We start from the raw sequence: 18,537 nt of genomic DNA, 5'->3' as shown, positions 1-18,537 counted from the left end.
CTGCCGGCCGGTAACTTTTATGGCCTGCCATCCATGGCGGCCACCCTGCGGGCCGTCGTGGGGCGACGTTAAAAACTGCTCCAGGCAGTTTTTTTCGGCTATGGTACGCGCAAATTGTCATTCTATTTTCACATTCGAACATGACTCCAGCCATCGATCTGCTGAAAAAGGCCAAGGCCGAGCACCGGGTGCACAGTTACACCCATGACCCCAAGGCGCCGTCCTACGGCCTGGAGGCGGCGGAAAAGCTCGGCCTCGATCCGGCGCGGGTGTTCAAGACCCTGCTCGCGGCCAGCGAGAAGGGCGAGCTGCTGGTGGCGGTGGTGCCGGTGGCCGGCAGCCTCGACCTCAAGGCCCTGGCCCAGGCCGCCGGGGTGAAGAAGGCCGACATGGCCGACCCGCAGGCCGCGCAGCGGGCCACCGGCTACCTGGTCGGCGGGATCAGCCCGCTGGGGCAGAAGAAGCGTTTGCGCACCTTTATCGACGAATCGGCGCGCCAGTATCCGACCATCCATGTCAGCGCCGGGCGCCGGGGGCTCGAAGTGGAATTGAGCGCCGCAGTACTGGCCGAGCATACCCAGGGGCAGTTCGCCGCCATCGGCCGGGAATAGTTCATCGCTGCGCATGGCGCACCCTCGGCCAAGGTGCATCGCCCGCCGGCCGCCACCCATAACAACAAGGAAAGCACGCATGTCCCACTACCTGCTGGCCATCGACCAGGGCACCACCAGCTCCCGCGCCATCGTCTTCAGTGCCCAGGGCCTGCCGCTGGCACGCGCCCAGCAGGAGTTCAAGCAGTATTTCCCCAAGGACGGCTGGGTCGAGCACGACGCCGAGGAGATCTGGCTGACTACCCTCAAGGTCTGCCGCGAGGCCCTGGCCCAGGAGGGCCTGCAGGCCCAGGACGTCCGCGCCATCGGCATCACCAACCAGCGCGAGACCACCATCGTCTGGGACGCCGCCACGGGCACGCCGATCCACCCGGCCATCGTCTGGCAGGACCGGCGCACCGCCGACTACTGCGCCGAGCTCAAGGCTGCCGGGCACGAGGCGCGGGTGGCGGCCAAGACCGGCCTGCTGATCGACCCCTATTTCTCCGCCACCAAGCTGCGCTGGATCCTCGATAACGTGCCGGGCGCCCGCGAACGCGCCGAGCGCGGCGAGCTGCGCTTCGGCACGGTGGACTGCTTCCTGCTGTGGCGCCTGACCGATGGTCGCTCGCACAAGACCGACGCCAGCAACGCCTCGCGCACCCTGCTGTTCAATATCCACAGCCAGCAGTGGGACGAGGAGCTGCTGACCCTGTTCGGCATCCCGCGCAGCCTGTTGCCGGAGGTGCTCGATTGCGCCGCCGACTTCGGCACCTGCGCGCCCGAACTGCTCGGCGCGCCGATCCCGGTGCTGGGCATGGCCGGCGACCAGCAGGCCGCGCTGATCGGCCAGGCCTGCTTCCAGCCCGGCATGGTCAAGAGCACCTACGGCACCGGCTGCTTCATGATCCAGAACACCGGCGGCACGCCGCTGGTGTCGCGCAACCGCCTGCTGACCACCGTCGCTTACCGCCTGAATGGCAAGGTCAACTACGCCGTGGAGGGCAGCATCTTCGTCGCCGGCGCGGCCGTGCAGTGGCTGCGCGACGGCATCAAGCTGATCAGCGATGCCCGCGACAGCGAGGCGCTGGCCGAGCAGACCGGCGATGCCTGCGGCGTGTATCTGGTACCGGCCTTCACCGGCCTCGGCGCGCCGTACTGGGACCCCAGGGCGCGCGGGGCGATCTTCGGCCTGACCCGCGACACCGGGATCAAGGAAATCGTCACCGCCGGCCTGCAGTCGGTGTGCTACCAGACCCGCGACCTGCTCGAAGCCATGCGCCAGGACGGCACCGTCGAGCCCGGCGCGCTGCGGGTGGACGGCGGCATGGTGGTCAACAACTGGGTCATGCAGTTCCTCGCCGATATCCTCGGCGTGCCGGTGGAGCGCCCGGAAGTCACCGAAACCACTGCCCTCGGCGTAGCCTACCTGGCCGGTCTGCAGGCCGGGCTGTATGGCAGCCTGGAGGAGATCGCCAGCCACTGGCACCGCCAGCGCCGCTTCGAACCGCGCATGGCCGCCGAGCACCGGGCCAGGCTCTACCACGGCTGGCTGGACGCGGTGAAAAGGGTGCGCAGCGAAGGCTGAGGGTGGTAAAACTGCCGGCAGTCCCTTGCCGCATTGTGAGTAGCCGCATGCCGTTGCTGACCCGCCTGTCGACCCTGAAGGGCGTGTGCCTGCTGGTGCTTGCCGTCCTGGCAGGTGGCACGCGGGCCGAGACCCTGGTGATCGCGGCGGACATCTGGTGCCCGGTCAACTGCGCGCCGGGCTCGGCGCGGCCGGGCATCTTCGTCGAGCTGGCGCAGGAGATCTTCGCCGAAGCCGGCATCGGTGTGGAATACCGGGCGCTCAACTGGGCGCGGGTCCTGCAAGAGGTGCGCCGCGGCGAGCTGAATGCGGCCATCGGCGCCGGGGTCGAGGATGCCCCGGACTTCCTCTTCACCGCCACGCCGGTGGCGCTGTCGCGCAACTGCTTCTTTACCCGCGCGGACTCCACCTGGCGCTTCAGCGGGCTCGCCTCCCTGGCGCAGCAGCGCCTGGGGGTGATCAACGACTACAGCTACGGCGATGAATTGAATGGCTATATCGCCAGCCATCGCCGCGACAGCCAGCGCATCCAGATCGCCGCGGGCGACAAGGCGATGGAGCTGAACCTGGCCAAGCTCGAACGCGCGCGCCTGGACGTGGTGCTGGAAAACAGCTGGGTGATGCAGGCCGCACTGGCCCGCCAGGGCAAGCGCGGCACGCTGCGCGAGGCTGGTTGCCGCACCCCGGACATGCCGATCTACCTGGCCTTTTCCCCGGCGCTGCCCGCCAGCGCGCGCTATGTCGAACTCTTCGAACAGGGCCTGCAACGCTACAAGGCCAATGGCCGCCTGCAGGCCCTGCTCGATGCCTATGGGGTGGGGCAGCCGTAAGGGGCTCCGTGCGCGCCAGATACCCCGGCGCCTCGGTCATTCAGAGCTTGAGCTTGCCCACGGCCTTGCCCAGTTCCTCGGCCAGGTTGACCAGTTCGGCGCTGGTGCTGGCCGAGGCCAGGGTCTGTTGCACGGTCTGCTCGGTGACGTCGCGGATGCCGACCACCGAGCGGGTCATTTCCTCGGCCACCTGGCTCTGCTGCTCGGCGGCCACGGCGATCTGCGTGTTGCTCTGGCGCATCAGCGCCACGGCCTGGGCGATGTTGCCCAGGGCCTCGCCGGCGGCACCGGCTTCCTGCACGCAGTGGTCGGCCTTCAGCGAGCTTTCGCGCATGAACTCCACGGCGTCGCGGCTGCCGGCCTGCAGGTTGCTGATCATGCGGGTGATCTCGTCGGTGGAGTCCTGCACGCGCTTGGCCAGGTTGCGCACCTCGTCGGCCACCACGGCGAAGCCACGGCCCATCTCGCCGGCGCGGGCGGCTTCGATGGCGGCGTTGAGCGCCAGCAGGTTGGTCTGTTCGGCGATGCCGTGGATCACGTTGACCATGCCGCCGATGGTCTGGCTGTCCTCGGCCAGCTGCTGGATCATCTCGGCGGTCTGCTGCACGCCTTGGGACAGGTTGGCGATGGCGCTGCTGGCACGCTCGACCACCTGCAGGCCGATGCCGCTGAGGCGGTCCGCCTCGGTGGACTGGTCGCGGGTGTCGGCGGCGTGCTGGGCGATGTGGTGCACGGTGGCGGACATCTCGTTGATCGCCGTGGCGGCCTGGTCGGTCTCGCTCTGCTGGCCGAGCATGCCGCTGCGCACCTGGGTCATGCTGGCTTCCAGGCGCTTGGCGCCTTCGTCCAGGCTGGCCGCGGCCTGGGCCACGGTGGCGACCACGCGCTGGTAGCCGCCCTGCATGGCGTTGAAGGCACTGGCCATCTGGCCCACTTCGTCCAGGCTGTCGCTGGGCGCGCGGGCCGACAGGTCGCCGCTGCGCTCGACGTGCAGCATGGTGTCCTTGAGCGCGTGCAGGTGGCTGAGGATGAAGCGGATCAGCAGCTGCGAGGCGCCCAGCAGCAACAGCATCAGCACCGCCACTGCCAGGGCATAGGCCCCGGCCCGCTGTTGAAACACTTGCTGCAGGCTCGGTGCACGGGCCAGCACGGCCAGGCGCTGGCCGCTCGCGGCATCCTGCACCCAGGCGCCGATCACCGGGCTGTCGCCCCACAGGCCATCGTGCTCCAGCTCGACCCAGCCGCGGCCGTTGGCCAGCGCCGCGCCATCCACCCCGGCCAGGTTCGGCCGGCTGCCGCTGGCGAAGCGCAGCGCCTGGGCATCGCCCGGCAGCTGCTGGTCCTGCGGCCAGGCGGCCAGCAGGCTGGCGCGCGCCTGGGCGGCCTCGCGGGCGGCATTGGCCAGGCCTTGCTGTTCCTGTTGCATGGCGAACAGCACCAGCAGCAGGGTGGTGACGAAGGCCACCTGATTGACCGCCCAGAACTTGTATTTCAGCGAGAGATTACGAATCCATTTGCCCATATTCGACTTCTTGTGGGTAGCTGACTGGCATTTGGCCATACTCTGCCGCAGTGCGGCACGCGTGCGGTTGATGCCCGTCAAGGTTGTGGCGAGGCTGCGCTACTCACTGTAGCGGATCGAGGCCGCCGATCTTTAGCCTCGTCCAGCCGTCATTCGCTTGCCGTGGGCAACGAGAACCGGGTTTCCCGAGCAGTGGGGCAATCTGCGACAATCGCCGGCCTCTATTGCCGCTGCCGTCGCCTGCCAATCCGCGTGCCGTCGGCAACCCTGCTGTTCTCCGACAAGTCCCCGCCATGACCGATGCAACGCCCGCTTTCAATCAACTGCTGAACAACCTCGACCAGGCCCTGCTGGCCGACCGCCATCGCCTGCGCCGCCAGCTGCAGGAACTGCAGAAGAAGCCGGACGAGGCCAAGCAGGCGCAGTGGCTGGAGCGCTTCCAGGCCTCCGTGGCCAAGGTCGAGGCGCGCAAGCGCAGCATTCCGGCGATCCGCTACGACGACGCCTTGCCGATCGCGGCCAAGCGCGACGAGATCAAGGCCGCCCTGGCCAAGCACCAGGTGCTGGTGATCGCCGGCGAGACCGGCTCGGGCAAGACCACCCAGCTGCCGAAGATCTGCCTGGAGATCGGCCGTGGCGTGCACGGCCTGATTGGCCACACCCAGCCGCGCCGCCTGGCTGCGCGCAGCGTCGCCACCCGGGTGGCCGAGGAGATCGGCACGCCGCTGGGCGAACTGGTCGGCTACCAGGTGCGCTTCGAGGACCAGAGCAAGGACAGCAGCCTGATCAAGCTGATGACCGACGGCATCCTGCTGGCCGAGACCCAGCACGACCGCTACCTGGAAAAGTACGACACCCTCATCGTCGACGAGGCCCATGAACGCAGCCTCAACATCGACTTCCTGCTCGGCTACCTGAAGACCCTGTTGCCGCGCCGCCCGGACCTCAAGCTGATCATCACCTCGGCGACCATCGACCTGGAGCGCTTCAGCAAACATTTCGGTGACGCGCCGATCATCGAGGTGTCCGGCCGCACCTACCCGGTGGATACCTGGTATCGCCCGTTGGCGGCGGAGGTGGACGAGGAGGGCGAGAGCCTGCTTGACGACCTCACGGTGGATCAGGGCATCCTCGCCGCGCTGGACGAGATCGCCGCCCATGAGAAGGCTGAGGGCAAGCGCCCCGGCGATGTGCTGATCTTCCTCCCCGGCGAGCGCGAGATCCGCGACGCCGCCGAGGCGCTGCGCAAGGCCAACCTGCGCTTCACCGAGGTGCTGCCGCTGTACGCGCGGCTGACTCCGGCCGAGCAGCAGAAGATCTTCGCGCCCATGAGCGGGCGCAAGATCGTGCTGGCTACCAACGTCGCCGAGACCTCGCTGACCGTGCCGGGCATCCGCTACGTGATCGACAGCGGCACCGCGCGCATCAGCCGCTACAGCTACCGCGCCAAGGTCCAGCGCCTGCCCATCGAGGCCGTGTCCCAGGCCAGCGCCAACCAGCGCAAGGGCCGCTGCGGCCGGGTCGAACCGGGCATCTGCATTCGCCTGTACAGCGAGGAGGATTTCCTCGGCCGCCCGGCCTTCACCGATCCGGAAATCCTGCGCACCAACCTGGCCGCAGTGATCCTGCAGATGCTCCATCTGCGCCTGGGCAGCATCGAGGATTTCCCCTTTATCGAGCCGCCGGATGGCAAGGCCATCAGCGACGGCTTCAACCTGTTGCAGGAGCTGTCGGCAGTCAACCGCGAGGGCCAGCTGACCCCGCTGGGCCGCCAGCTGGCCCGCCTGCCCATCGACCCGCGCCTGGGCCGCATGGTGCTGGAGGCGGCCAGGCTCGGCAGTCTGGAGGAGATCCTCATCGTCGCCTCGGCCCTGTCCGTGCAGGACCCGCGCGAGCGGCCGATGGACCGCCAGCAGGCCGCCGACCAGGCCCATGCCCAGTGGAAGGACGTCGACTCCGACTTCGCCGCCCTGATCAACCTGTGGCGCGGCTTCGAGGAGAAGCGCCAGGAGCTGGGCAGCAACCCGCTGCGCAACTGGTGCAAGAAGAACTTCCTCAACTACATGCGCCTGCGCGAATGGCGCGATGCCCACCGCCAGCTGGTGCTGATCGCCCGCGAACTGCAGCTGCAAGCACCGGGTGGGAGCGGCTTCAGCCGCGATGCGGGCCCGCAAGCCGCCAGTCGCGGCCAAGGCCCCTCCCACAAAAGCGCGCCAAGCCCGACCAAGGACACCAGGGTCAATGTCATCGTCCGCGAGCAGGCCGAGGCCGGCGAGGCGGCGCAGCGCGCCAAGAGCTACGCCGCCGTGCACAAGGCGATCCTGTCCGGCCTGCTCAGCCAGATCGGCCAGAAGACCGAGGACGGCGACTACCTTGGCGCGCGGCAGCGACGCTTCTGGATTCATCCCTCGTCGGTGATCGGGCGCAAGAAGCCGACCTGGGTGATGGCCGCCGAACTGGTGGAAACCACCAAGCTGTTCGCCCGCCAGGTGGCCAAGATCGAGCCGGACTGGATCGAGCCGCTGGCCGGCCACCTGATCAAGAAGAACCACTTCGAGCCGCACTGGGAGAAGAAGCGCGGCCAGGTGGTGGCCTTCGAGCAGGTCACCCTGTACGGCCTGATCGTCGTCGGCCGCCGCCCGGTGCACTACGGCCCGGTCGACCCGATCGCCTCGCGCGAGTTGTTCATCCGCGAGGGCCTGGTGCGTGGCGAAATCAACAGCCGCGCCAAGTGCCTGGACGCCAACCGCGTGCTGCTGGAAAAACTCGACGAGCTGGAAGCCAAGGCGCGCCGGCGCGACATCCTGGCCGACGAGGAAACCCTGTTCGCCTACTACGAGGCGCGCATCCCGGCCGAGATCAACCAGGCCGCCACCTTCGAGCACTGGTACAAGAGCGAGAGCGCGAAGAACCCGCAGCTGCTGATCATGCGCGAGGAGGACGTGCTGGCCCGCGATGCCAAGGAAGTCACCGCTGCCCAGTATCCGGACATCCTGCAAATCGGCGAGCTGCAACTGCCGCTGAGCTACCACTTCGAGCCCAACCACCCGCGCGACGGCGTGACCCTGCGCGTGCCGGCGCCGCTGCTGCCGCAACTGCCGGCCGAACGTTTGGAGTGGCTGGTGCCCGGCCTGCTGGAAGCCAAGGCCATCGCCCTGGTGCGCAACCTGCCCAAGGCCCTGCGCAAGAACTTCGTGCCGGTGCCGGACTTCGTCGGCGCCGCGCTGAGCAAGCTCACCTTCGCCCAGGGCAGTCTGGCTGAAAACCTCGGCCGCGAACTGACGCGCATGACCGGGGCGCGGGTTTCCGAGGAAGCCTGGGCCGAGGCCGCCACGCAGGTCGACAGCCACCTGAAGATGAACCTGGAAGTGGTCGACGCCCGCGGCAAGTTCCTCGGCGAGGGGCGCGACCTGGCCGAGCTGTGCTCGCGCTTCGCCGAAGCCAGCCAGGCTGCCCTGGCCATTCCGCAGAGCGACAAGGCGCAGCAGCCGGTGCAGGCCAAGGCGTTCGCCGAAGTCGCCGAGAAGACCCAGCAGAAGATCGCCGGGCTCTCGATGACCGTGTTCCCGGCCCTGGTGGAAGAGGGTGGGGTGGTCAAGGAAGGGCGCTTCCCGACCCCGGCCGAAGCCGATTACCAGCATCGCCGCGCCCTGCAGCGCCTGCTGCTGCAACAGCTCAACGAACCGGCCAAGTTCCTGCGCAGCAAGCTGCCGGGGATGACCGAGCTGGGCCTGCTCTACCGCGACCTGGGCCGCGTCGAGGCGCTGGTCGAGGACATCCTGCTGGCCAGTCTGGACAGCTGCATCCTCGACGGCGAGGCGAGCCTGCCGCGCGATGGCGCGGCGCTGGCAGCCCTGGCCGAGCACAAGCGCGGCGCCTGGGCCGACCACGCCGAGCGCCTGGCCAGGCTGACCCTGGACATCCTCAAGCTGTGGCACGGCCTGCAGAAGCGCTTCAAGGGCAAGATCGACCTGGCCCAGGCCATGGCCCTGAACGACATCAAGGCGCAGCTGGCCAACCTGGTCTATCCCGGTTTCGTCCGCGAAACCCCGGGCGAATGGCTCAAGGAAGTGCCGCGCTACCTCAAGGCCATCGAACAGCGCCTGGACAAGATCGCCGGCCAGGTGCAGCGCGACCGCGTCTGGGCCGGCGAACTGGCCGGCTACTGGGAACAGTACCAGGCGCGCCTGGGCAAGCACGGCCAGGAAGGCAAGCGCGACGCCAACCTGACGCTGTATCGCTGGATGCTGGAGGAGTACCGCGTGTCGCTGTTCGCCCAGCAACTGGGCACCAGGATGGCGGTGTCGGACAAGCGCCTGAGCAAGCAGTGGGGCAGCGTGGAAGCCTGATGCCGGCCATGCCTGCTCTTTACCGGGGAGGGCATGGTCACTGTCGTTTGTCAGCTTTCCTACCCCGGTGGTGCAGCGTTTGCGGAAAATCTGCTCGGGCACCGGGCTCTGTCTCTAGACTCAGGCAAAGCCCGCCGAGCCGGCCGTGAGAGATGATCTTGAATAAAGCCGTTGCAGGAGCCTTGTCCCAGTTGCACAGCAGCTATTCGAAAGTCTTTCTCCTCCTGCTGACGCTCCTGCCCGGCGCAGTGCTGGCCTGTGAGAAGACCCTGCGCTGGGATGACGACCCGCCATTCAGCATGCAACTGCCCAGTGGCGAGGTCGCCGGTATCTATGTCGACATCAACCGCGCAGCATTGGCGCGCCTGGGATGCCAGACCCGCCTGGTCAAGCTGCCCTGGGCGCGGGCGCTCAAGGCGCTGGAGCAGGGGCGTCTGGATGTGCTGGCCGGCGCCTTCCGCAAGCCCGAGCGCGAGGTCTACGCCCACTTTTCCGGCAAGGTGCTGCCGCCTTCGCGCAATATCCTGTTCATGCACCGGGACGCCCTGGCGCGCTGGCCGGTCAGCCATCTGCTCGAACTGCAGGACACACCGTTTCGCCTCGGCGCGCAGATCAACGTGGCCTACGGTGATGACTATCAGCAGTTGATGAGTCGGGAGGCTTTCGCGTCGCGGGTGTCGTTCAACGCCAGCCGCCACAACCTCTGGCGAATGCTCGAGCGGCGCCGCATCGACGGCCTGATCGCCGATGAGCACAGCGGTGGCTACGAGATCCACCAGCTGGGCCTCGACGAGCGGATCAAGGCGACGGCCGTGGTGGTTTCCAGCGAGGCCGCCGAGGTGGCCTTCAGCAAGGCAACCACCGGCCCGGATTTCGTTCGGCGCTATGGCGTCGCCCTGGAACAGCTGGTGGCGGATGGCAGTTACGCACGGATCGTGCAGCACTATCTGGCCGAGTGAACCGGCGCTGTGGGCACCAGCCCGGAGGCGCCGCCTTGCCGTTCTTGGCAACCGGCGAGCAGGGCCTTCCGCTTTCTGTTTGAAGGGCGTTGGGTAAAGGCCGCACTCCCTCGCGCAGCGCAGGAATGCGGCCGTGCAAGCAGGCTGGCGTCCCGTTCGCGGCTATTTCACCGATGCCCGCCAACTGCTGGTCTTGGCGTGAATCTGCATGGCTTGTTCGATCTCGAGGATGGGCACCGTGGTGAATTCGAAGAACGGCGTCCAGGCGCTGTGCACTTCCAGCGCGGCAGCGGCCGAGTCGATCTCGACCAAAGCCAGGCCGCCATTGCCATCGGCGTTGGTGTAGTGGGCCTTGAACACGTAACCGGCAGGCGGCGCCCAGTTGGCGAACAACTTGAGGGAGCGGCCAGCGGTATCCTCGGTGAGGGTGCCCCGAGTCTTGTAGCTGACGGCGAACAACATACGCACCTCCTGAAACGATAGTGGAAGGAACTCGATGTTCGGTTCGGATCGCAGGCGATCCGCCGTGGGCAGAAGGCGAGACGACCCACTCAAAAACTATAAGCCAGGCCTTGGCCAGCCTCGGGCGAGGGCTAGAAACGAGTGGCGATAGGGCGCGACGCTTTGGCGATATCGTGGGTGGTTTGATCACGTCAGGCGGGCAGTCCGCGCACTGCGCATAACCGCTCCGCATCTGCGCGGACGTTACGGGTGATAATGCGTGGCCTGTCCCCCATTTGCCCCGGAGCTGCACCTTCCTCATGTTCGAGATCAAACCGCACAACCCCGAAGACTACCGCCGGCAAACCCGGCGCATCACTCTGGTGATCGCCGCCACCTTCGTGGGTTTGGCCCTGCTGCTGTCCGCCACGCTGGTGCAGCTGTTCGGCACGGCCGGCGGCGACAATTTCCGCTGGAACCTGATCGGGGTACTGCTCGGGCTGGGGCTGACCATCGCCCTGGTGCGTTTCAAACTGTGGTCGCTGCCGTGGATGGCGCCGGCGGTGTATGGCTGGCAGCTCAAGCGAAACCTGATGCGCATCACCAACCTCATGCACCACGTCGAAACCGGAGTGGCGGCCGGCGATCCGGCAGCGATGAAGCTGCTGCGTTTCTACCATCTGGGTGTGACCCAGATGCACCAGCTGGACGGCAACACCAGCGAGATCAGCCAGATGGTGCGCGAGATCGACGCACACCGCGAGGCGATGCAGGTGCAGGGGCTGGATCTGGAACAGAACCGCCTCGATCCGGCCTGGCTGGCGGCGGTCAAGCAGGCGGGTCGGTAAAGCACGGTTTCGTAGGGTGCGCCGCGCGCACCAGGGACCCACGCGGCGCACCCTACGGGGCCGGCCAGGCCGGCCGACTTCTTAGATATGCAACGCGTGCCCCAGCGCCCTTAGCGCCGCTTCCTGCACCGCTTCGCCGAGGGTCGGGTGGGCGTGGATGGTGCCGGCGATGTCTTCCAGGCGCGCGCCCATCTCGATCGACTGGACGAAGGCGGTGGACAGCTCCGAGACCGCCTTGCCCACCGCCTGCCAGCCGAGGATCAGGTGGTTGTCGCGGCGCGCCACCACGCGCACGAAGCCGTCGCTGGACTCCAGGGTCATGGCGCGGCCGTTGGCGGCGAAGGGGAAGCTGGCCACGATGCAGTCCAGTCCGGCGGCCTTGGCCTGGTCCGGCGACTGGCCGACCACCACCACTTCCGGGTCGGTGAAGCACACCGCCGGGATCGCCGTGGGGGTGAAGGCGCGGCGTAAACCGGCAATGATTTCCGCGACCATCTCGCCCTGGGCCATGGCGCGATGCGCTAGCATCGGTTCGCCAGCGATATCGCCGATGGCCCAGACGTTGCGCATCGAGGTACGGCACTGCTCGTCGATCTTCAGCGCACGGCCGTTCATGTCCAGGCCCAGGCTTTCCAGGTTCCAGCCGGCCGTGTTGGGCTGGCGGCCGACGGCGACCAATACCTGGTCGGCCTCGATCACCCGCTGCGCGCCCTGCTCGTCGCGCACGCGCAGGCCGTGGCCGCCGGGTTCCAGACCCAGCACGCTGTGGCCCAGGTACAGTTCCACGCCCAGCTTGCGCAGCGCGGCCGCGACGGGCCTGGTCAGCTCCTCGTCGTAGCTCGGCAGGATTCGCGGCTGCGCTTCCACCACCGTCACCTCGACGCCCAGTTTGCGGTAGGCGGTGCCCAGCTCCAGGCCGATATAGCCGCCGCCGACCACCACCAGGCGCTGGGGCAGAGCCTTCGGCGCCAGGGCCTCGGTGGAGGAGATGACGTTGTCGCCCAGCGGCAGGAACGGCAGTTCCACCGACTTCGAGCCGGCGGCCAGCAGCATGTGCTGGCAATGGATCTGCTGACTGTTGCCGTCGGGGAGATCGACTGCCACCGTCTTGCCGTCGACGATCTGCGCCCAGCCCTGCACGACGGTGACGCCGTGCTTCTTCAGCAGCGCGCCGACGCCAGTGGTGAGGCGGTCGACTATGCCGTCCTTCCAGGCCACGGTGCGCTGGATGTCGATGCTCGGTGCCTGCACGCTGATGCCAAGCGCCGAATGGCCGGCGAATTCGCGCGCCTTGAGGAATTCCTCGGCGGCATGGATCAGCGCCTTGGACGGGATGCAGCCGATGTTCAGGCAGGTGCCGCCGAGGGCGGCGCCTTCCACCAGCACGGTACGGATGCCCAGCTGGCCGGCGCGGATGGCGGCGACGTAGCCGCCGGGGCCGCCGCCGATGATCAGCAGGGTGGTTTCGAGGGTCTGGTTGTGCTTCACGGGCTCACTCCAGGAACAGGCTGGCAGGGTGTTCGAGCAGGCCGCGCACCGACTGGATAAAGGCGGCCGCGTCCATGCCGTCGACCACCCGGTGATCGAAGGAAGAGGACAGGTTCATCATCTTGCGCACCACGATCTGGCCGTTGATTACCACGGGCCGTTCGACCATGCGGTTGACCCCGACTATGGCCACTTCCGGCGCGTTGATCACTGGCGTGCTGACGATGCCGCCCAGGGCGCCGAGGCTGCTCAGGGTGATGGTCGAGCCGGACAGCTCGTCGCGCTGGGCCTTGCCGCTGCGCGCGGCCTCGGCCAGGCGGGTGATTTCCGCGGCGTTGCCCCACAGGTCGCGGGACTCGGCGTGGCGCAGCACCGGCACCATCAGGCCGTTGTCGCTCTGGGTGGCGATGCCCACGTGCACCGCGCCGTAGCGGGTGACCACTGCGGCCTCGTCGTCATAGCGGGCGTTGAGCTGCGGATGCTCGCGCAGCGCCACCACCAGGGCGCGGATCAGCAATGGCAGCAGGGTCAGCTTGCCGCGCTGCTGAGCATGTTTGCCATTCAGGTGGATGCGCAGGGCCTCCAGGTCGGTCACGTCGATTTCCTCGACGTAGCTGAAATGCGGGATGCGCCGCTTGGCCTCGGCCATCTTCTGCGCGATCTTGCGGCGCAGGCCGATCACCGGGATGGCCTGCTCGTCGTGGCGCGCGGCATAGCCGCTGGCGCGGGGCGCGCCGGTTTGGCCGCGGGTCAGGTAGGCGTCGAGGTCTTCATGGCGGATCTGCCCGATCGGCCCGCTGCCGCTGACGTACTGCAATTCGATGCCCAGCTCGCGGGCGCGCTGGCGCACGGCCGGCGAGGCCAGCGGCTTCTCGCCCGGTTCGCGGCGCACGCTCGGGGCGGGCGGCGGACTGGCGGCGGGGCGCGGCGGCCGAACTCAGTAGTGAAACGACGCATCGCCGATGGTAGTGTGGGGCTTCCCCATGTGAGAGTAGGTCATCGTCAAGCTCCTATCCCAAACCCCCGATCATCGTAAGATGGTCGGGGGTTTGTCTTTGTGCCGCAGAAATTTAAGAAAAACGTGCTGTTGTGGAGTGAGGGTGCGGTAGCGCTTTAACCAATCCATGCGCACAAAAAAGCCACCCGCAGGTGGCTTTTGCATTTCCAGGCTTGCTCAGTCCCCGCGGTATTCGCAGCCGCTGGTACAGGTTTCCTTGATGCAGATGCGTGAGAGCTCCGGCAACAGCGGTTTGAGTTGTTGCCAGATCCACTTGGCGAGGTTTTCGCTGGTGGGGTTTTCCAGGCCTGGAATGTCGTTCAGGTAGTTGTGGTCGAGCTGCTCGTAAATAGGCTTGAAGATGGCCTTGATCTCCGAGAAGTCGCGAATCCAGCCGGTGTAAGGATCCACTTCGCCTTCGATATAGATGGCGGCGCGGAATGAATGGCCATGCAGGCGGCCGCACTTGTGGCCTTGCGGCACATGCGGCAAACGGTGGGCGGATTCGAAAATGAATTCTTTGAACAGTTCCAAGATCTGACGCTCTTCGCAGGGGTGGCCGCGAGGGGCGGCCAAAGCAGGTGGCCAGTTTAACAGCTCACTCTGCGCTTGGCCCCACAGTCAGCGCTGGTTCTGGCGCAGGCGTTGCAGTTCGGCCTTGAGCCATTCGGCAGAGCCCTGTTTCTGACCGTGGCAGCTGACCTGATAGGGCGTGCCGCTGAAGCTACTCTCCGTGGCGCCACGGGCTATGAAGTCTTCTGCCGAGTCGAGCAGATCCTTGTCATTCAGGTAATCGAGTTTTTTCTGCAGATGGGCGCGCGCATCCTTGGGGCTGTGCTCGCTGCCGTTGCGGATGAAGTTGCAGCCACTGCTCTCGACGAAGCGGAGCAGACCATCGACTTCCTGCTGGCCCTGCGCGTTGAGGGCGGCTTCGGCATTGCTCAGCAAGCACAGGCTTGCACAGGCAAGCCACAGAGTTTTGCGGGGTGTCATGGGTACAGTCCTTTGTCTGGGGTTAGAGCGGTTGGAGCCGGTCAGCCAGACGGCCGCTGTCGGCCAGCTCGAGAAACTCGTCGCCGAGTCTTTCGCTCTCGGCCATAGCCTGGCGCCAGTAGCGTTCACGTCCGGCATCGTCGCCGAGGAAGCGTTTAAAGTCGCTGCGGTCTGGCAGTTTGCCATGCGGCAGCGCTGCCAGGTATTCCCGTGAAGGGGAGAGCAGCAGCACATCCTGCAGCTGTTCGGGGTTGCCGCGGCGCCAGGGTAGGCTCTTATCGAACCAGCCGGGAATGACCTTGTCGGTGAAGTGTGGGTAGAGCACCACGCCGTCACTGGCATAGGGTAGATCCAGGTGATAGTCGAGCAGGCCGCCATCGCGGTAGGCGCCAGGCTCCAGGCCCGGGATCTCGCGGATGGCCTCCATCACCATGGGGATGGACCCCGAAGCCAGCAGTGCATGGCGCAGATTGCGGCCGTCGAGCGCATGAAAATGCGAGCGGAAGTCGTTCAGCTTCGCCAGCGGTGGTGCCTGGCGCGCGTCGTGGAGAATGACCCGGTCGAAGTGGCGGGACAGGCGCTGGCGGGCCAGCAGGTTATTGCCGATGACCGAAGACAGGCCCAGGCCCAGCTTGGCTTTGTGATCGTGCTGCATCAGCCCGTGGCTCTTGACCACCACGATATTCAGACGATACAGCGGGTTGTCCAGAATGGCAGCATCCTGCCCTTCGAGCAGGTCATCGAGCAGTTGCACGCAGCTGCGCGAGACCTCGGCCATGCTCACGCCCTTGGCGAAGCGCTGGCTGGTATACAGCTCGCCGAGGCGGCGGATACCCGCGCTGGCATCCGGCAGGCAGGCGCTGGCGAAGCGCCAGGAGCCGATCGAGGCACCGATCAGCGCGCGTTCCCGCGGGGTGCGCGGCAGCCAGTCACCGAACAACGCCAGGTCCAGGCCCTGGATGCCCAGGCCTTTCGGACCGCCTGCCGCGCCGGGCAGAATGCCGACATCCGCCGGCTGCAGACCGCGCTCGCGAATACGTGCGAGTGCGCGCTTGCCGGCACGCAGGCTGAGGGCGGGGGACTTGATCTGGATGCTGCTCATACGGGGCTCCATGGGGCAAGCCAGCGATTATAGTGCGCCGTCTTGCCAGGCCAAGCAGGTTCAGCCCGTGAATGATGCGCTCATCGCGCATGTGCTGGGGGCCGGGTAAATTCAGCTTGAATTAAGTCGGCCTGGGTATCTTGGCTCTCGTAATAAGCCGATAGCCTTTCCCCAAGGAGAACAACCATGAACAAGTTGACTGCCCTGTTTGCCGTTACCGCCCTGACCACTGCCGGCATTGCCCAGGCTCGCGATCTGGGCCCGGATGAGGCCCTGAAGCTGCGCGATGCGGGTACCATCCAGTCTTTCGAAAAGCTCAATGCCGCGGCCATGGCCAAGCACCCGGGCGCGACTGTCGAGGATACCGAGCTGGAACAGGAACATGGCCGCTATATCTATCAGGTCGAGCTGCGTGATGCCCAGGGCGTGCAGTGGGACCTGGACCTGGATGCCAGCACCGGCGAGGTGCTGCAAGATCAGCGGGATGACTGATGAAGTTCGTGGCACGTTATAGCGGCATCGTCGCCCTGGTCCTCGCCGTACTGGCTCTGCAGGTGCAGGCGCGCGACCTGGACCATGACGAGGCGCTGCGCCTGCGCGAGAGCGGTGCGATCCTGCCCCTGGAGCAGCTGATGCAGCCGGCCCTGGAGCGCTATCCCGGGGCCACCTTGCTGGAAGCCGAGCTGGAAGAGGAGGATGAAGTGCGGGTCTACGAGGTCGAGTTGCTGACGGTCGATGGCACGGTGCGTGAATTGGAACTGGATGCTAGCAATGGACGCATCCTGAAGGACGAGGTGGAGGACTGATGCGCCTGTTGCTGGTTGAGGATCATGTGCCGCTGGCCGACGAGCTGATCGCCGACCTGGGGCGCCAGGGCTACGCGGTGGACTGGCTGGCCGACGGCCGCGATGCGGTCTACCAGGGCGCCAGCGAACCCTACGACCTGATCATTCTCGACCTGGGCCTGCCGGGCAAACCCGGCCTGGAGGTGTTGCGCGAGTGGCGCAACTCGGGCCTGAGTACCCCGGTGCTGATCCTCACCGCTCGTGGTTCCTGGGCCGAGCGCATCGACGGCCTCAAGGCCGGAGCCGACGACTACCTGACCAAGCCCTTTCACCCGGAAGAACTGGCCCTGCGCATCCAGGCCTTGCTGCGTCGTGCCCACGGCCTGGCCAACCAGCCGCAGCTGGAAGCCGCCGGCTTGCAGCTGGACGAAGGGCGCCAGTGCGCGACACGCGCTGGTGAAGAGATCGAGCTGACCGCGGCCGAGTTCCGCCTGCTGCGCTACTTCATGCTGCACCCCGGGCAGATACTGTCGAAGAGCCATCTGGCCGAGCACCTGTACGATGGCGAGACCGAGCGCGATTCGAATGTGCTCGAGGTACACGTCAATCGCCTGCGCGGCAAGCTCGGCCGCGAAGTGATCGAAACCCGCCGCGGCCAGGGTTACCGTTTCACCGGAGTGACCGGGTGAAGTCGATCCAGCGTCGCCTCAGTTTCGGTCTGGCCGGAGCCCTGTTGGTCGTGGGCCTGGCGCTGGCGCAGACCAGCTTGTGGCTGTTCGATCACAGCCTGCGCGGCTATCTGGAAGCGGGCCTGCGCGATGAGGCCGAGGCTTTGCTGATTGCCATCGTGCGGGGCCCGCAGGGTCTGCAACTGGACGAGCGGCGTCTGACCTCGGCCTATCAGCGGCCCTTTTCCGGGCTGTATTTCCGTATCGATTTCGCCGACAAGACCTGGCGCTCTCGCTCGCTGTGGGATCGCCAGCTCGACCAGGCCGCCAGGCCAGGGCTGCAACCGGGCCTGGGCGAGGGCCCGCGTGGCCAGCAGCTGCTGCGCTTTCGCGCCGATTACCAGCGCCACGGCGAGCGGTTCGCCATAGTCGTGGCGCAGGATTACACGCCGATCCTGCAGAGCTTCCGGCGGATCCAGTGGATCGGCCTGGGTCTGGGCACCGCCGCCCTGCTGCTGATCCTGCTGGCGCAGCGCTATACGGTACGCAGCGCATTGCGCCCGCTGGAGCAGGTGCGCCAGCAGATTGCCCAGTTGCAGCAGGGGCGGCGCAGTGAGCTGGACAGTACGGTACCGCAGGAGTTGGAGCCCCTGGTGACCCAGGTCAACCACCTGCTGGCCCACACCGAGGACACCCTCAGGCGCTCGCGCAATGCCCTGGGCAACCTGGGCCATGCGTTGAAGACGCCGCTGGCGGTGCTGGTCAGCCTGGCAAACCGCGCGGAGCTGGATGCTCAACGCGAGCTGCGCAGCGGCCTGCTCGAACACCTGGCGCAGATCGAACAGCGCCTGGCCCGCGAACTGGGGCGCGCGCGCCTGGCCGGGGAGGTATTGCCGGGCGCGCATTTCGATTGTGCGCAGGAGCTGCCCGGCCTGCTGAGCACCCTGCAGATGATCCATGACCGCGGCTTGCAGCTGGACTGGCAGGCCGCTGCCGGTCTGCGTCTGCCCTGGGACCGCGAGGACATGCTGGAACTGCTGGGCAACCTGCTGGACAACGCCTGCAAATGGGCCGCCAGTCGCGTGCGCCTGAGCCTGGCAGAGACGGCGAGCGGCTACAGCGTGCAGGTCGACGACGATGGGCCGGGTATTGCCGAAACCCGCCGCGGCGAGGTGCTGGGGCGCGGCGTGCGCCTGGACGAGCAGGTCGCCGGCCACGGCTTGGGCTTGGGCATAGTGCGCGATATCGTCGAGGCCTGGGGCGGCAGCATCGAACTGCACGACAGCCGCTGGGGCGGCCTGCGGGTGGCCATCGAGTTGCCACAGCGCAAGGCTCGCTGAAACCGTAGCAGCAGCTGCGAAGGGGGCCCCGCTGTCG

General features: G+C 66.9%; 16 protein-coding genes and 2 pseudogenes. 10 read left to right on the top strand and 8 right to left on the bottom strand.

The features are described from left to right. Window positions 1–140: 140 nt before the first annotated feature. The 3 genes from ybaK to GV001_RS14130 all read left to right on the top strand — a co-directional run bounded on the left by ybaK (window position 141) and on the right by GV001_RS14130 (window position 3,008). A complete protein-coding gene (ybaK, locus tag GV001_RS14140) occupies window positions 141–611 on the top strand; it encodes a Cys-tRNA(Pro) deacylase (RefSeq protein ID WP_160080886.1) in 471 nt (156 codons plus the stop codon). 79 nt (window positions 612–690) lie between these two features. Further along, window positions 691–2,178, top strand: a complete 1,488-nt coding sequence (gene glpK, locus GV001_RS14135) for a glycerol kinase GlpK (protein WP_160080884.1) — start codon at window positions 691–693, stop codon at window positions 2,176–2,178. A gap of 47 nt (window positions 2,179–2,225) precedes the next feature. Next, complete coding sequence (locus GV001_RS14130) at window positions 2,226–3,008, top strand: ABC transporter substrate-binding protein (RefSeq protein ID WP_160080882.1); 783 nt, start codon at window positions 2,226–2,228, stop codon at window positions 3,006–3,008. A 40-nt stretch (window positions 3,009–3,048) separates the two neighbouring features. Here the strand turns inward: GV001_RS14130 and GV001_RS20410 are convergent, their stop codons facing one another. Further along, window positions 3,049–3,804, bottom strand: a complete 756-nt coding sequence (locus GV001_RS20410) for a methyl-accepting chemotaxis protein (protein WP_372238589.1) — start codon at window positions 3,802–3,804, stop codon at window positions 3,049–3,051. A 114-nt stretch (window positions 3,805–3,918) separates the two neighbouring features. Next, a pseudogene (locus GV001_RS20405) lies at window positions 3,919–4,080 on the bottom strand (HAMP domain-containing protein); the annotation flags it as partial. Window positions 4,081–4,823: 743 nt separating this feature from the next. On the opposite strand from GV001_RS20405, the gene hrpA reads away from it, so the two are divergent. Together hrpA and GV001_RS14115 are read left to right on the top strand one after the other, a co-directional pair. Further along, window positions 4,824–8,879 carry an ATP-dependent RNA helicase HrpA gene (hrpA, locus tag GV001_RS14120; protein WP_160080878.1) on the top strand — a complete coding sequence of 1,352 codons (4,056 nt, stop codon included), beginning with the start codon at window positions 4,824–4,826 and terminating at the stop codon, window positions 8,877–8,879. Window positions 8,880–9,061: 182 nt separating this feature from the next. Further along, window positions 9,062–9,838: an ABC transporter substrate-binding protein gene (locus GV001_RS14115; protein WP_256664926.1), complete on the top strand. Its 777-nt coding sequence runs from the start codon at window positions 9,062–9,064 to the stop codon at window positions 9,836–9,838. Window positions 9,839–10,000: 162 nt separating this feature from the next. Here the strand turns inward: GV001_RS14115 and GV001_RS14110 are convergent, their stop codons facing one another. Beyond that, on the bottom strand, window positions 10,001–10,300 hold the full coding sequence (locus tag GV001_RS14110) for a DUF3303 domain-containing protein (protein WP_160080874.1): 300 nt from the start codon (window positions 10,298–10,300) through the stop codon (window positions 10,001–10,003). Window positions 10,301–10,599: 299 nt separating this feature from the next. Here GV001_RS14110 and GV001_RS14105 point away from each other — a divergent pair, with 299 nt between their 5' ends. Beyond that, entirely contained in the window at window positions 10,600–11,127 is a 528-nt protein-coding gene (locus GV001_RS14105) for a DUF3087 domain-containing protein (RefSeq protein ID WP_160080873.1), read from the top strand. Between the two features lie 81 nt (window positions 11,128–11,208). Here GV001_RS14105 and lpdA read toward each other — a convergent pair whose 3' ends face one another. The 5 genes and pseudogenes from lpdA to GV001_RS14080 form a co-directional block, all read right to left on the bottom strand. Continuing rightward, window positions 11,209–12,615, bottom strand: a complete 1,407-nt coding sequence (gene lpdA / locus GV001_RS14100; RefSeq protein WP_160080872.1) for a dihydrolipoyl dehydrogenase — start codon at window positions 12,613–12,615, stop codon at window positions 11,209–11,211. Window positions 12,616–12,619: 4 nt separating this feature from the next. Further along, window positions 12,620–13,552, bottom strand: a pseudogene (locus GV001_RS14095) (dihydrolipoamide acetyltransferase family protein); the annotation flags it as partial. A gap of 237 nt (window positions 13,553–13,789) precedes the next feature. Then, on the bottom strand, window positions 13,790–14,146 hold the full coding sequence (gene queD, locus GV001_RS14090; RefSeq protein ID WP_160080871.1) for a 6-carboxytetrahydropterin synthase QueD: 357 nt from the start codon (window positions 14,144–14,146) through the stop codon (window positions 13,790–13,792). Between the two features lie 87 nt (window positions 14,147–14,233). Continuing rightward, the gene (locus GV001_RS14085; RefSeq protein ID WP_160080870.1) at window positions 14,234–14,605 is read right to left on the bottom strand and encodes a DUF5329 domain-containing protein; all 372 of its coding nucleotides are present in this window, start codon (window positions 14,603–14,605) and stop codon (window positions 14,234–14,236) included. A 22-nt stretch (window positions 14,606–14,627) separates the two neighbouring features. After that, the gene (locus GV001_RS14080; protein WP_160080869.1) at window positions 14,628–15,707 is read right to left on the bottom strand and encodes a patatin-like phospholipase family protein; all 1,080 of its coding nucleotides are present in this window, start codon (window positions 15,705–15,707) and stop codon (window positions 14,628–14,630) included. A 186-nt stretch (window positions 15,708–15,893) separates the two neighbouring features. Here GV001_RS14080 and GV001_RS14075 point away from each other — a divergent pair, with 186 nt between their 5' ends. From GV001_RS14075 to GV001_RS14060, 4 genes are read left to right on the top strand one after another with little or no spacing between them, the layout of a single operon-like run. Beyond that, window positions 15,894–16,199, top strand: coding sequence for a PepSY domain-containing protein (locus tag GV001_RS14075; protein ID WP_160080868.1), 306 nt, complete (start codon window positions 15,894–15,896; stop codon window positions 16,197–16,199). Then, window positions 16,199–16,513: a PepSY domain-containing protein gene (locus GV001_RS14070; RefSeq protein ID WP_160080867.1), complete on the top strand. Its 315-nt coding sequence runs from the start codon at window positions 16,199–16,201 to the stop codon at window positions 16,511–16,513. The genes GV001_RS14075 and GV001_RS14070 overlap by 1 nt, the downstream gene beginning before the upstream one ends. Then, on the top strand, window positions 16,513–17,181 hold the full coding sequence (locus tag GV001_RS14065) for a response regulator transcription factor (protein ID WP_160080866.1): 669 nt from the start codon (window positions 16,513–16,515) through the stop codon (window positions 17,179–17,181). Before GV001_RS14070 ends, GV001_RS14065 begins: the two co-directional genes overlap by 1 nt. Continuing rightward, window positions 17,178–18,500: a sensor histidine kinase gene (locus GV001_RS14060; RefSeq protein ID WP_160080865.1), complete on the top strand. Its 1,323-nt coding sequence runs from the start codon at window positions 17,178–17,180 to the stop codon at window positions 18,498–18,500. Before GV001_RS14065 ends, GV001_RS14060 begins: the two co-directional genes overlap by 4 nt. Window positions 18,501–18,537: the final 37 nt, after the last annotated feature.

The sequence above is a fragment of the Pseudomonas sp. 8AS genome (assembly GCF_902506505.1).
GTDB lineage: Bacteria > Pseudomonadota > Gammaproteobacteria > Pseudomonadales > Pseudomonadaceae > Aquipseudomonas.
The sequence above is the reverse complement of the archived record's forward strand: the minus strand, read 5'-3'. Positions and strand labels throughout refer to the sequence as shown.

Bases quoted from the DNA above. Each gene is read 5' to 3' on its own strand.
- ybaK (WP_160080886.1), top strand. From the start codon at position 141: ATGACTCCAGCCATCGATCTGCTGAAAAAGGCCAAGGCCGAGCACCGG.
- glpK (WP_160080884.1), top strand. From the start codon at position 691: ATGTCCCACTACCTGCTGGCCATCGACCAGGGCACCACCAGCTCCCGC.
- GV001_RS14130 (WP_160080882.1), top strand. From the start codon at position 2,226: ATGCCGTTGCTGACCCGCCTGTCGACCCTGAAGGGCGTGTGCCTGCTG.
- GV001_RS20410 (WP_372238589.1), bottom strand. From the start codon at position 3,804: ATGCTCGGCCAGCAGAGCGAGACCGACCAGGCCGCCACGGCGATCAAC.
- hrpA (WP_160080878.1), top strand. From the start codon at position 4,824: ATGACCGATGCAACGCCCGCTTTCAATCAACTGCTGAACAACCTCGAC.
- GV001_RS14110 (WP_160080874.1), bottom strand. From the start codon at position 10,300: ATGTTGTTCGCCGTCAGCTACAAGACTCGGGGCACCCTCACCGAGGAT.
- GV001_RS14105 (WP_160080873.1), top strand. From the start codon at position 10,600: ATGTTCGAGATCAAACCGCACAACCCCGAAGACTACCGCCGGCAAACC.
- GV001_RS14085 (WP_160080870.1), bottom strand. From the start codon at position 14,605: ATGACACCCCGCAAAACTCTGTGGCTTGCCTGTGCAAGCCTGTGCTTG.
- GV001_RS14080 (WP_160080869.1), bottom strand. From the start codon at position 15,707: ATGAGCAGCATCCAGATCAAGTCCCCCGCCCTCAGCCTGCGTGCCGGC.
- GV001_RS14075 (WP_160080868.1), top strand. From the start codon at position 15,894: ATGAACAAGTTGACTGCCCTGTTTGCCGTTACCGCCCTGACCACTGCC.
- GV001_RS14070 (WP_160080867.1), top strand. From the start codon at position 16,199: ATGAAGTTCGTGGCACGTTATAGCGGCATCGTCGCCCTGGTCCTCGCC.
- GV001_RS14065 (WP_160080866.1), top strand. From the start codon at position 16,513: ATGCGCCTGTTGCTGGTTGAGGATCATGTGCCGCTGGCCGACGAGCTG.